Raw genomic sequence first — 13,199 nt, 5'->3', positions numbered from 1 at the left:
GAGTATCAGGGCGTTTCTTTTTGGCAGCCGCCACTCGATCCGTCTGCCCGACCAAGAAAAAAGCCCCGACTCGCGGGGCTTTTCTGTTTTCAAGCGCCTCAGTCAGCGGTCGCGAGCCATCAGGTGATAGCCCGCCAGCAGAATGACAGCGCCCACCACCGAACCGACAAATCCCGCCGACTGGCCCGGCTCATACCAGCGCATCAACTGGCCGAGAAAAGCGGCTGCCAGCGCGCCGGCAATGCCGATCATGATCGTGAGGAGGAAGCCGCTGACGCCTCGCCCTGGCGTGGTCCACCGGGCCACAAGCCCGGCCAGAAAGCCGATGAGGATGGTGATGCAGAGCAATTGCATGGCCGTGGCTCCGTGGTCAAGGCGGTCAGTGCGTTGCCACCGCTTCCATCACGCGCTCCAGGCAGAAGCCCTGCCCGTAGATGGCGCGCAGGCGCAGGCCGTTCTCCGTGCCAAGCCGCAACTTCTTGCGCAAGCGCGAGACATGCGTATCGAGCGTGCGTGAATACGGGCTCAGCTCGCGGCCCCAGAGCGCCAGTTCGATGTCGGCGCGCGAGAGAACGCGCCCCGCATTTGCGAACAGCAGCAGCGCCAGCTCAAATTCACGCGCATGCACCGACACCGAAACATCGCGCAGCCGGATGGAACGATTTTGCCGGTCCAGCGTATACGGCCCCAGCTGAATCTCCGACGCTCTCACAGCACGGCTCACGGCAAAGCGGCGGATCAAGGCATCAAGCCGCGCGAGCAACTCAGGCGGACGGATATCACCTTGGAAACAGAGGTCTGCGCCGTGATTGAGCGCGTCTGCGGTTTCGGTATCGGCCTGGCCGTCGGCCAGGTAGACGATTGCCATACCGGGGCCCACACGCTCGCGCACGGTGCGCACCAGCGACAGGCCTGGCATGTCGTGCGCATGCGCGCCGACCATCAGCAGGTTGATGCCGTGCACATCAATGGCTTCAAAAACTTGGCGGGAGAGAAACAGCGGCACACATTCGAAGCGCGTGGGCTGCAGCGCGGAGTGGATCGCCTGCTGGCGAGCGAGGTGCGTGTCGATCAGACCGATTTTCATGGCTCGGTTTCGAGGTTGACTGCGTGCGGCGCGGTCAAGCGGTGGTGCGACGATGGTGTTGTTCAGTGCCGTCGTCGCGACCACCGCCGCGCCACATGGATACATGCCGACCAGCCAGCCAGAAGCGTTCGACCTGCGGCGGGTTCCCGTCGCCGCGCAGGGCTTGATGCAGTTGGGCGAGAACGCGTTCGTAATCGCATTCGCTCAAAACATCGGTTGCAGTCTGGCTCAACATACGCGGCGCCTCGGGCGTGTCTGTGCTCGGTTTTCCAAGGTGCCGTCGTCTCTCGACCGGTGTGTCACCGGTGCATGCTGTGCGGGTCGGCCAACGAACTGTAGGGCCGCCGCAGTGCCGAAATGCAAATGATTGAAAAGGAAATGTGGCAAAGGCCACACGAGACCGCGATGGCCTCAGGCGTCGTGGCGATGCGCGCTGCGCGGCAGTGACAGCGTGAAGGTGGAGCCGAGCCCCGGCGCGCTCTGCACAGCAATGCGGCCGCCGTGCCGGTCGACCACCGTCTTCACGAAAACGAGGCCCAGCCCGCTGCCGGACGGCGCGTTAGCCATGTCCTCATGCAAGCGATGAAACGGCTGGAATAAGCGCGGCTGATCAGCCAGGGCAATACCGGCCCCCTGGTCGGCCACGGCCACCGAGAACATCGCCTCGTCTTGTTTGACCGACACGGTGACGACAGAACCCGCCGCGCTGAACTTGATGGCGTTGTTAAGCAGGTTCACCAGCGCGCGCACCAGCAAACGCGGTTCGCCCCGCACGGCCGCTTCGATGTCGGCTACCACGCGCACTTCCACCTGGTGACGATTCGCGAGCGGCCAGACCTCGTCAGCGGCATCGAGCACCAGGCCCACCAGGTCCACATCCACCAGCTTGAGTGTTTGCGATTCGGCTCGCGCCAGGTCGATGAAGGCGTCGGCCAGCTCCAGCGTGCGCGATGACAGCTGCCCGATGCGCGAGAGCAGCACGTCGCGATCCAATGCGCGCGATGTGTCGCGCTGCAGTTCGATCAGCGCCAGGATGGCGCTCTGCGGCGAACGCATGTCGTGTGAGATGAAGCGCAGCGCTTCTTCGCGATGGCGCTCGGCCTGACGCACGGGGGTGATGTCGGCAAAACTAACGATGATGTCGACGGGGCGGCCTGCTTCGTCCCGCAACGCGGCAGCGTGCATCAACATCGAGCGGCCGTCGTGCGTTTGCAGCTCGACAGGTTCGAGCCCGGCGGGGTCGGCCAGCCAGCGGGTCCAGTAGTGCCCGCCTGCGGCGGGGTCGGGAAACGCACGCGCAAGCAGCGTCGGCAGGTCGCGCAATGCGGCCGCGCGGTTTTGGCCGGGCGTCTGCAACTGGCCGGCGAGGTCTGCGCTGCGGCCATTCGCCAGGCGGATCGTGCCGTCATGCGTGCAGATGACAGTGGCATCGGGCAGGCTCTCCAGCGCATCCGCCAGGAAGCGGCGCAGCCCGCGCAGCTTGTCCGTGAGCGAGGCGACGGCATCCATGTGCGCGCCAAGGGTGCGGCCTGTGCGGGCGAGCGGCGCGGCATCGGCCAGCAGGCCTGGCTCGCGCGCCAAGCGCTGCATCTCATCACGCAGGAAGCGCAACGCGGCTTCCTGCTGGCGCCAGCTCCACAGCGGATACAGCACCAGCGGGCCTACCAACGCAGCAAACGGCGGCAGCCAGCGATTGCCGAACACCAGCGCGACAATCGCGCTCAACAACAACATGGCGGCACCCGCCACCGCCACGGCAAGCGCCATCCTTGGCGTAAGCCAACGCACCGCAAACGCGGTCATCAGCAAGGGAAGCAGCGTCATCGCCCAGAACACGCCCGGTGGCACCGGCAGGATGGCGCTGCCGTCGAGTACGGTCTGCGTGGCATTGGCCAGCACTTCAACGCCGCTCATCGTGCGCGCGGGCGGCGTCGCAAAGATATCGGACACACCCGATGCCGTCGCCCCGATCAGCACCAGCTTGCCTGCGAGCGCCTCGGGCGGCACGTGGCCGTTAAGCACGTCCACCGCCGGCACATGCCGGTACGTACCGGCCGGCCCCGCAAAATTCAGGCGGATATGCGCCCGCCGCGTCCAGCCGCCGGCATCGGTCTCCACATCAGGCAGCGCCGGTATGGAGGCCGGCGGTTGGAGCGCCTGTCGCGCGAGCTGCACGGCAAGATGGTCCAGCACATGCGCACGCGGACCCTCGGCCAGATACATGCCACGCACGACGCTGTCCGCATCGGGGGCGGCATTGATATGCGCGACGGACGCGTTGATACCGAGAAACGGATAGTGATACACGCGCCCGTGCTCCGTGTGCTCGGGCAGCGCGGGCAGGATGACGTGTCCGGCCTGCTCGATGGCGGCGGTCAATGCACGATCCCCTTCGGGCTGCGCAAGATCGGGTTCGATCAGCAGAATATCGACGCCGATGGCGCGTGGCCGCGCCTGCCCCACGCGCGCAAGCAGATCGGCCAGCCGGGCGCGCGGCCACGGCCAGCGCCCGACCGCGTCAAGACTTTGGTCATCAATGGCAACGATGACGATATCGTCGCGCGGCGCATGCCCATGCAGCGTGATGACGGTGTCGTACAGAGCCGCATCAAGCCGCGCGACCACGCTCCAGCGCACCGCACCCAACGTGAGCAGCGCAGCCAGCACCACCAGCACGCCCCACTCCACCAGCGCGCGCCGCCCAAGGCTGCGCACGTCTGATTTGGCGGGTACGGGTTCAGTCATTGAGAAGGAGATTGCTGCCGCCGCTCTGCACCGGGCTGCGAGCGGAATCGCCGACGAAGGTGCCGACGTCAATGCGCTGCGGCTTGGCGTAGACCACCGATGCCGCATCGCCCAGGTCTACGCCAGTGCGGATGTAATACACGCCGGACGGCGGCCGCGGAATGGTGGCCTCATTGCCTTCGCTCACGATGTCGGCGATGGGCTTGGCGAAGCTTGTGTCGCCCGCCAGTTGCACACGCGTGCGCGCGCCAGATGCCGCCAGCTCGGGCGACAGCGCAGGCCAGTGGGCGTGCAGCTTGCCATCATTGCCGGCTTCCACTGCGGCTGTCGGCACGGCATCCGGCGGAATGTCGAGCACGCGAAAACGCAGCGCATCGCTCCACGGGCCCGTTTTGCCGTCTGCGGTCACGGAGCGCACACGCCACCACCATGTGCCGGCCGTCAATGGCTTGATCAGACGCACATCTTTGCCATGCTGCTGGACGGCAGGGGTGGCGAAGGTTTCTGTGCCGGCGACTTCCATGTCGTAGCTGCCGGCATCGGACACGGCAGCCCATGCGAATGCCACGTCGCCGCTGCGGTAGGTCCGGCCGCTGGCGGGCTGGATCGTATAGGGCGCTTCCGGGTGCAGGCGCACGGTGAAAGGCCGCGTGGCCGACTCGCTTGTCAGCCCGAGCACATCGATGCTTTGCACGACGAGCGTGTAGTCGCCGTCCTCATCGCCGCAGAGCGTTACCGCGGGCGTCTTGCTCGATTGGTAAGCGCTGAGTTCGGTCAGCGCGGCATCGCGCGCCACGGCTGCGCGATAGCCGACCGCGCCCTTGACCGGCTGCCACGTCGCGCGCAGGCACGGCGTCTGCACAAGCTGGGGGATGGCGTCGAGCTTGGGCGCAGCAGGCAGCGCTGCGCGCTTGAGGTGCCCATCCGATGCCTGCACGCCAAAACCGGCCTTGACCGCCTGCCTCTGGTGACCGGCGGTCGTGGCCACCTCGCCTTCGAGCACGGAACTCGTCGATACGGCTTCGCTGGCCTGCACGCGGAAACGCGTACCGCGCACGCCCGTCACCAGCGCCGGCGTGGAAATCTCGTACCGGCCCACGCCGGTCTTTCTAGGCGAGACATTGGAGTCGGCCTCGCCCTGCTTTACGTGCACACGCACATCGATCAGCCCGGCACGCGCAAACGCTCGCACACGCGACAGCGCCACGTGGCTGCCCGGCGGCACCGTAACGCGCGTGCCGTCATCAAATGCCAGCGTCACGGCGCCTTTGTCGCCGGTATCAATCTGCGACGCTTCTGCGAGCTTCATGCCCGCTTGCAGCGGCTTGCCGCCGGTCGTTGCATCGCGGGCAAACACCACCTGCGCCGTCGCCGGCACCACCGGAATGCGATCGAACGGAATCCGAAGGACAGAGCCGGGCTTCAACCGATACGGATCTGCCACATGGTTGCGCTGCTGCAGCAAGCGCCAGCCTTCGACGCTGTCCATGTAACGCGCTGCGAGGTTGATCAGCGTGTCGCCCTGTTGCACGCGATAGAGGAAATCGGTGCCATCGGCGCCGGAAGGCTGAGCCGTCGCCGCCTGCCACACGCCGCCAAAAAGAACGAACGCGCCGACAAACGCGGCGCGCCCAATCAAACCACCCCAGATTGCGTCAGCTTGCTTCACCATCTTCCTGCGTGGTTTCGAGGCGATAGCCATGCGAATACACCGAGACCAGCCGCACGCCATTCTTCTGATTGAGATCGAGTTTGAGCCGAAGCTTTGAAATATGCGTGGCGAGCGTGCGCGAATCCGGGCCAATGCTGCGACCCCAGACTGCCTGCTCAATCAGTTCTCGCGGCACCAGCTTGCCGACATTGCGGAACAGGTACAGCCCAAGATCAAACTCGCGCGGTGACAGTTCAACCTGCGAGCCATTCAACGTCAGCACGCGCCCGACCGGGTCCACCGCGTACGGACCGACGCGAATGCGTTCGAGCGATTCGCTCGTGCGCGGCGCGGCGCGACGTAGCAGCGCACCGACGCGCGCCACCAACTCGGCGCGGCGCACCGGCTTGACGACGTAATCGTCGGCGCCGGCGGCCAGCCCGCGCACCACGTCGTCTTCGAGCGATCGGTTGGTCAGAAACAGCACCGGCAGGGCCGGGCCGACCGTCTGCCGCACCCAACTCACAAGTTGAATGCCGCTGATATCGGGCAACTGCCAGTCGAGCAGCAGCAGGTCGAAGGTCCGATCCCGCAGCGCCTTGACGAAGGCGTCTCCGTTACTGAAACACTCGCATTCGTATCCGGACGAAACCAGGATCTCTCGGATCAAATCGGACTGCGCCTGGTTGTCTTCTACCGAGGCAATTCGTATCGCCATCTGGACTGCCCTTTCCCCGTAACGGGTCCGGCATCGCTATGCGAAATGCCGGGTCACTCCGTTCGTCGTTGTGATCGGGGTCCCGGACCGGCGCATCGTTGTTCGATCCACCAGCCACCATTGGCGCGGCACGTGCCCGCCGCGCAAGACCTTACCCACGCCCCGCCAGCATGTGTCGCACACCGGCTTGAGCCCAGCTCATGCTAAAAGGCCGCCCCTGTCATATTGCAAACAATTGTGAAAAGCTAAGCGCAGAGCCGGGTTTCCATGGCGTTCTATCATTTTTTATCACGCCATTACAAGGTGCGAGGTCTCAGGAAGTATAGGAGCGGGCCCCCGGGCTGGTGAGGCTACCGGGTATACGCTGCCCAGGATCCTCGTTGCCAAACCGTCCGCTAGCGCTCTTGCCCGCGCGTCCAAGCCGCGGTCGCCGCCCAGAATCCAAGCGCCGCCAAGCTGAGCACCGCCCCCAGGACACACACTCCCGACCACCCCGCCGACGCATACACCGCAGTCGAAGCCATCGCCCCCAGCCCGCTTCCTGCCGCGTAAAAGAGCATGTACGCCCCAACCAGCCGGCTGTGCGCTTCCGGCTGCAAGCGGAAAATCAGACTCTGATTCAGCACGTGCACGGCTTGGCCGCCCACGTCCAACAGGATCACGCCAGCGATCAGCCACGCCAGATGCTGCAATCCGAGACCGAGCGGCCACCACGCGAGCAGCAACAAACCCAGCGCGACGCCCGTAGCCGTCTGCGCCCAACCACGGTCCGCCAGATGCCCGGCTCGCGCGGCAGCCACCGCACCAATCGCACCGACCAAACCGAATGCACCGATGGCCGCTGGTGAGAGCGCATAGGGAGGAGCGCTCAAAGCCAGCGCCATCGCGCTCCAGAAGACATTGAACGCCGCGAACATCAACAAACCGATCAGGCCGCGCGCCTGCAACACACGTTCGGTCATCAGAAGTTGCCACATCGAGCGCAGGAGCGCCGTGTATCTCATGGGCGAAAGCGCAGTCGGCGGCGCAGGCAACGAGCGCCATAGCATAAAGAGCATCGCTGCCGAGAGGCCGGCTGACACCATATAGACGGCACGCCAGCCAGCGGCATCCGCGATCCAGCCAGCAATGGCACGCGCCAGCAAAAGACCGATCACGACCCCGCCCTGTACCGCACCCACCACACGCCCGCGCTCTGTCGATGGCGCCAACGCGGCAGCGCAGGCGATCAGTCCTTGCGTCATCGCTGTGCCAAGCAAACCAACGGAGAACATGCCGAGCAACAACCACCAGCGCACCGGTGCAAGCGCTACCGCGAGCAACGCCAGCGTGAGCAAGACGAGCTGCACCAACAGCAGCGGCTTGCGCGGCCAGCGATCCCCTAATGGCACGACGAGCGCCAGGGCAAGTGCACAGCCAGCTTGTGTCGCGCCGATGATACCGCCCGCCCATGCATCGCTGAGCGCAAACTCACGGGCCAATGGTTCGAGCAACGGCTGGACAAAGTAGACATTCGATACGCTAGCCGCTGCGCAAAGCGCCAGCATTGCAACCCACGCGTGCGGCAACGCCCGGGAGGGACCGGCACGCTCGGTAGACGAATGCTCGGCAACACAATCAGAGGGCATCTGTTGCCTCATATGGTTTTAATTTTAAACCACTTGAGTCTATGCAACCTAGTTTTCTTATGCAACCACTTAGCTGAAGGGATTGGCTGGCGACGCCGGTGGCGGCCGCATCGACGCAGAGGTGGTGCGTTGTCCAAACAGAAGAATGCACGGCGAGGAACGCTAAGCCCGAAACACGCGCATCGCGCACGATGCAAAAACAAAAAGCCCCGAATCAGTCGGGGCTTTCTTCTTGCATTCTGGAGGCGGAGGCCGGAATCGAACCGGCGTACACGGCTTTGCAGGCCGCTGCATAACCACTTTGCTACCCCGCCAGGGGCTCAGCACCGCATTGTAGCAATTCATGGAGAATCGCGTGCTTGCCGTGCCGATAAAGAAAAAGGGAAGCAAGGCTTCCCTTCGGGATTGGAGCGGGAAACGAGGCTCGAACTCGCGACCTCAACCTTGGCAAGGTTGCGCTCTACCAACTGAGCTATTCCCGCGTAACCGGTTATGCTGCCGTGCCATCACATCAACACGGCCACACATTTCAAACTGGAGCGGGAAACGAGGCTCGAACTCGCGACCTCAACCTTGGCAAGGTTGCGCTCTACCAACTGAGCTATTCCCGCATTTTGGCTATCAGCACTGCCGTACAACCTTTGTGCTCCCAGACCGTTTGCGTCACATCACTGCAACGCGAGAACGAAATTATGGCAAAGAAAGATCGCTCTCGTCAACAGTTTTGCGCAAGAGTTTTTACAGGCTCATTTTGCGCGCTCGCGAATCTGTGGCCAGGCGAGCTTCATGTAGTACGCCATCGACCACAGCGTGAGCACCGCCGCCACGTAAATCAGCCACGTGCCCCACACCTGCGCGTCGATCATGCCGAACAGGCGGCCCTCGAACAGCAGCAACGGAATCGCGATCATCTGGAAGGTCGTCTTCAGCTTGCCGAGGAAGTTGACGGCCACGCTCTTCGACGCGCCAATTTGCGCCATCCACTCACGCAGGGCGGAGATGGTGATCTCACGGCCAATGATGACGAGTGCGATGACGTCGGACACGCGGCCCAATGACAGCAGCACCAGCAGCGCTGCGGCCACCATCAGCTTGTCGGCCACCGGATCGAGGAAGGCCCCGAAGGCGGAGGTCTGGTTCCAGCGGCGGGCAAGAAAGCCGTCGAACCAATCGGTGAGGCTTGCGACGATGAAAAACACCGCCGCCGTCAGGTTCTTGGCAGGCAGTGCCATCCAGGTGTCCGGCACGTAGAACACGCCCACCACCAGCGGGATCATGGCCACACGCAACCAGGTCAGGAGGATCGGGAAGTTGAAAGGCATGGCAAATCGAGAGGACAACCGCCGCGCAAGCGCAAACCAACGCGACAAGATGGGGCATTGTCGCCGATCAATGCAACTGACGGTAGATTTCTTCGGCCAGGGTCTGCGAGATACCTTCCACCGTGGCCAGCTCGTCGACGCTCGCCGCCATCACGCCGCGCAGACCGCCAAAGCGCGCCAGCAACCGCTGCCGGCGCTTGGCGCCGATGCCTTCGATCTCTTCCAGCCGCGACGTGTTGCGCGTCTTGGCCCGCTTGGCACGCATACCGGTGATGGCAAAGCGGTGCGCTTCGTCGCGAATCTGCGCGACAAGCATCAGTGCAGCGCTGCCCTGCCCCAGCTCCAGTGACGGACGGCCATCGGCGAAGATGAGCGTTTCCAGGCCGACCTTGCGCCCCTCGCCCTTGGCTACGCCGACGAGCAATCCGATATCCAGCCCCAGCTCCTCAAAGACCTGGCGCGCGACTTCCACCTGTCCCTTACCGCCGTCGATCAGCACGATGCTCGGCATGTTGGGAGCGTCTTCTCCAGCCTGCTCGACGATCTTCTGGTAGCGGCGCGTGAGGACTTGCCGCATGGCCGCGTAGTCGTCGCCGGGGGTGATGTCCTGGATGTTGTAGCGGCGGTATTCGCTGTTTTGCATGGCGTGGCTGTGAAAGACCACGCACGAAGCCTGCGTGGCTTCGCCAGCGGTGTGGCTGATGTCGAAGCACTCGACCCGCAGCGCGGCGAGGTCTTCGAGATCAATGCCGATGGTCTCGGCCAGCGCAAGTGTGCGGGCCTGCTGGCTGCCTTGCTCGGAAAGCCGGCGCATCAGCGACAGCTCGGCGCCCTTCTCCGCCATTTCCAGCCACGCGCGGCGCCCGCCCTGCGGCTGGCGCACAACCGAAACGCGGCGCCCGGCCTGCTCGGCCAGCGCGTCGATCAACTCGGTTGCGTGAATCTGATGGCTGACCACCAGCACCGGCGGCACAAACTGATCGAGATAGTGCTGCGCGACGAAGGCTTCGAGGATGTCGCTGGCCATGCGTTCGGCATCGCGTGATGTTTCTGCCGCAGTCTCACCGTCGGCTTCCACATCCACGCCGACAATGGCGGCGCCCTCTTCAACATGCGCGGGGAAGTAAGCCTTGTCGCCCAGATGGCGCCCGCCGCGCACCATCGCGAGGTTCACGCAGGCGTGGCCGCCCCTGATGGCAACCGCCAGGATGTCGATGTCGCTGGCGTGGCCGACCTCCTCCACAGACTGCTGCTTGAGCACCGTCGACAATGCGCCGATCTGGTCGCGCACGATGGCGGCCTGCTCGAACTCCAGCGATTCAGCGTAGCGCTGCATCTTGTCCTGCAACGTCTGCATGACCTCGTCCTGCCTGCCTTGCAGGAAACCGGCCGCGTTGGCGACGTCGCGTGCGTAATCCTCTGCGCTGATCGCCTGCACGCACGGGCCGCTGCAGCGATGGATCTGATGCAGCAGGCACGGCCGCGTGCGGTTGTTGAAGACCGTGTCTTCGCACGTGCGGAGCTGGAACACCTTCTGGAGGATCTGCATGCTCTCGCGCACGGCATGCGCACTCGGGAATGGCCCGAAGTACTGATGCTTGCGATCGGTCGCACCTCGGTAATACGCCATGCGCGGATACGCGTGCTGCGTGAGCTTCAGATACGGATACGACTTGTCGTCGCGAAACAGGATGTTGTAGCGCGGCGCCAGCGCCTTGATGAGGTTGTTCTCTAGCAGCAGCGCTTCGGCCTCGCTGCGCACGACCGTGGTGTCGATGCGCGCGATCTTCGCCACCATCATCGCGATGCGCGGCGAAAGCAGCGATTTGTTGAAGTAGCTCGACACACGCTTCTTCAGGTCGCGTGCCTTGCCCACATAGAGAACGTTGCCCTGGGCATCAAAGTAGCGATACACGCCCGGCAGGTTCGGCAGGCGCGCGATGTGCGCTTTCGCGTCGAACTCGGGCACATTTGCAGGCGCGCTGGGCTCGACGCTCTCGGGCGTCTCGGAAGGCTGGGGTTGCGTGGGGTCGGACGACATGGCGTTCGCTGGATCAGAGGCCGTCAGTGTAGAACAAGCCGCCGACTACAATGTCGGCCCATCTTCTTCGTTGCCCGGCTGGCCTTCCTGCATGCGCACCATCACATCCTGGGACCTCTTCTGCCGCGTCGTCGACAACTACGGCGACATTGGCGTCTGCTGGCGCCTGGCTCGCCAGCTTGCGCAAGAGCACGGCCATACCGTCCGCCTGTGGGTCGACGATCTTCGCTCGTTCGAAAAAATCTGCCCCACTGTTGACGCAAAAGCCGATGCGCAGCGCATCTCGGGGGTGGATATTCGCCACTGGGCTGACGATGCGCAGGTCGCCAGCCTACTCGCTGCCGACGCGCACCCCGCGCTGCACGACGTGGTGATCGGCGCCTTCGCATGCGCCGTCCCGGAGCCCATGCTGAAGCTCATGGCCGAGCGGGCATCCCAAGGATCGCCGCCGGTTTGGATCAACCTCGAATACCTGAGCGCCGAGAAGTGGGTCTCCGAGCATCACGCGATGCAGTCGCCACATCTGCGGCTGCCGCTCGTCAAACACTTCTTTTTCCCCGGCTTCGCCCGCAACACCGGCGGCGTACTTCGGGAATCGCATCTTGGCGCCCAACGCAAGACGTTCGAAGCAAGCCCCGCCGCCCACCATGCGTTGTGGCACCGCCTCGGGGTCGACGACCTGATGCGCGACTGCCCTGACGCCCTGCGCGTGAGCCTGTTCGCCTATGCCAACCCGGCACTGCCAACGCTGGTCGCTCAATGGGAGGCATCGCCACAGCCGGTGGTTTGCCTAGTCCCGGAAGGCTTGGTTGCCAAGCAGGTCGCCGAGCTGTTGGGTGACGCCAGTGGCGCCCAGACAGGCGCTCGGTGGACGCGCGGCAACCTGAACGTGGCAGTCGTGCCATTCGTGCCACAGGAGCATTACGACCCGCTCCTCTGGGCTTGCGATATCAACTTCGTGCGCGGAGAAGACTCATTCGTGCGCGCCCAATGGGCGCTGAAGCCTTTTGTTTGGCACATCTACCCCCAGAGCGACGACGTGCACCTCACGAAGCTGGACGCCTTTCTGACGCGCTATACCGCTGCCCTGGCGGAGGCAGATGCCAAGGCACTTGTCGCCTTCTGGCACGCGTGGAATGGTGCGCCGGCATCACTCAACTGGGCGGACTTTGCATCTATGGCAGCGCGTCTGCGCGCACGGGCCGTCACCTGGGAACAAAGCTTGATGCAACTAGGCGATCTCGCCGCGAATTTGGTGGCATTTTGCCAAAAACAGGTAAAATAGCGGGCTGATCTGTATGCGACCCCCGGCTCTGACCTGGTTCGCGCGGCCCGGAGGGTATCGCGCGGTGCTTCGTTGCTTGGCGCGCATCGAACCCTCTTACTCTCAGGAAATGTGAAATGGCTTTGAAAATCGCGCAGGAACTCCGCGCTGGCAACGTGTTCATGATCGGCAACGACGCAATGGTCGTTCTCAAGACCGAGTACAGCCGTTCGGGCCGTTCGGGCGCCGTCGTCAAAATGAAGTACAAGAACCTGCTGACGGGCGCAGGCGGCGAGTCGGTGTTCAACGCCGACGACAAGATGGACCAAGTCATCCTGGAGAAGAAGGAAGCCGAGTACTCCTACTTCGACGGCACGATGTACGTGTTCATGGATCCGGTCACGTACGAGCAGTACAACGTTGAGCCCGCCGCCATGGGCAGCGCGCTGAACTACCTGCAAGACGGCATGAAGGTCGAAGTGACGTTCTACAACGAGAACGCCATCTCGGTGGAACTGCCGACGACGGTTGTCCGCGAAATCGTCTACACCGAACCGGCCGTCAAGGGCGACACGTCGTCGGGCAAGGTTCTGAAGGCGGCTCGCATCAACGACAACGAAGAATTCACGATCATGGTCCCGCTGTTCTGCAACATCGGCGAGAAGATCGAAATCGACACGCGTACCGACGAGTACCGCAGCCGCGCCAAGTAAGCTGGCGTCGCAGCAAGAAGAAAGGCTCCC

General features: G+C 63.8%; 11 protein-coding genes and 3 tRNA genes. 2 read left to right on the top strand and 12 right to left on the bottom strand.

All coding sequences use genetic code 11. The annotated features are described in order from the left end of the window. Positions 1–102 precede the first annotated feature (102 nt). The 12 genes from NKG59_RS11310 to uvrC form a co-directional block, all read right to left on the bottom strand. On the bottom strand, positions 103–354 hold the full coding sequence (locus NKG59_RS11310; protein WP_253536780.1) for a GlsB/YeaQ/YmgE family stress response membrane protein: 252 nt from the start codon (positions 352–354) through the stop codon (positions 103–105). Between the two features lie 25 nt (positions 355–379). Then, on the bottom strand, positions 380–1,087 hold the full coding sequence (locus tag NKG59_RS11305; protein WP_045204374.1) for a response regulator transcription factor: 708 nt from the start codon (positions 1,085–1,087) through the stop codon (positions 380–382). 34 nt (positions 1,088–1,121) lie between these two features. After that, entirely contained in the window at positions 1,122–1,322 is a 201-nt protein-coding gene (locus NKG59_RS11300; protein ID WP_253536778.1) for a hypothetical protein, read from the bottom strand. Between the two features lie 176 nt (positions 1,323–1,498). Next, complete coding sequence (locus tag NKG59_RS11295; protein ID WP_253536776.1) at positions 1,499–3,832, bottom strand: CHASE2 domain-containing protein; 2,334 nt, start codon at positions 3,830–3,832, stop codon at positions 1,499–1,501. After that, positions 3,825–5,504: a FecR family protein gene (locus tag NKG59_RS11290; protein ID WP_253537485.1), complete on the bottom strand. Its 1,680-nt coding sequence runs from the start codon at positions 5,502–5,504 to the stop codon at positions 3,825–3,827. The genes NKG59_RS11295 and NKG59_RS11290 overlap by 8 nt, the downstream gene beginning before the upstream one ends. Continuing rightward, positions 5,488–6,201: a response regulator transcription factor gene (locus tag NKG59_RS11285; protein WP_045204378.1), complete on the bottom strand. Its 714-nt coding sequence runs from the start codon at positions 6,199–6,201 to the stop codon at positions 5,488–5,490. Before NKG59_RS11285 ends, NKG59_RS11290 begins: the two co-directional genes overlap by 17 nt. Before the next feature lie 395 nt (positions 6,202–6,596). Beyond that, on the bottom strand, positions 6,597–7,841 hold the full coding sequence (locus NKG59_RS11280; protein ID WP_420804027.1) for an MFS transporter: 1,245 nt from the start codon (positions 7,839–7,841) through the stop codon (positions 6,597–6,599). 228 nt (positions 7,842–8,069) lie between these two features. Continuing rightward, positions 8,070–8,143, bottom strand: a tRNA-Cys gene (locus tag NKG59_RS11275). Between the two features lie 92 nt (positions 8,144–8,235). Further along, positions 8,236–8,311, bottom strand: a tRNA-Gly gene (locus NKG59_RS11270). Between the two features lie 53 nt (positions 8,312–8,364). Beyond that, positions 8,365–8,440 (bottom strand) — tRNA-Gly (locus NKG59_RS11265). A gap of 135 nt (positions 8,441–8,575) precedes the next feature. Further along, positions 8,576–9,151, bottom strand: a complete 576-nt coding sequence (pgsA, locus tag NKG59_RS11260) for a CDP-diacylglycerol--glycerol-3-phosphate 3-phosphatidyltransferase (protein ID WP_004635606.1) — start codon at positions 9,149–9,151, stop codon at positions 8,576–8,578. Positions 9,152–9,218: 67 nt separating this feature from the next. Further along, positions 9,219–11,192, bottom strand: coding sequence for an excinuclease ABC subunit UvrC (uvrC, locus tag NKG59_RS11255; protein ID WP_253536772.1), 1,974 nt, complete (start codon positions 11,190–11,192; stop codon positions 9,219–9,221). Between the two features lie 91 nt (positions 11,193–11,283). Between uvrC and earP the strand changes: the two genes are divergently transcribed. Together earP and efp are read left to right on the top strand one after the other, a co-directional pair. Further along, entirely contained in the window at positions 11,284–12,477 is a 1,194-nt protein-coding gene (gene earP, locus NKG59_RS11250) for an elongation factor P maturation arginine rhamnosyltransferase EarP (RefSeq protein ID WP_253536770.1), read from the top strand. Positions 12,478–12,599: 122 nt separating this feature from the next. Further along, complete coding sequence (efp, locus tag NKG59_RS11245; protein WP_024542043.1) at positions 12,600–13,169, top strand: elongation factor P; 570 nt, start codon at positions 12,600–12,602, stop codon at positions 13,167–13,169. Positions 13,170–13,199 lie beyond the last annotated feature (30 nt).

It is taken from the genome of Ralstonia chuxiongensis, from assembly GCF_024158925.1.
Taxonomy (GTDB): domain Bacteria; phylum Pseudomonadota; class Gammaproteobacteria; order Burkholderiales; family Burkholderiaceae; genus Ralstonia; species Ralstonia chuxiongensis.
The sequence above is the reverse complement of the archived record's forward strand: the minus strand, read 5'-3'. Positions and strand labels throughout refer to the sequence as shown.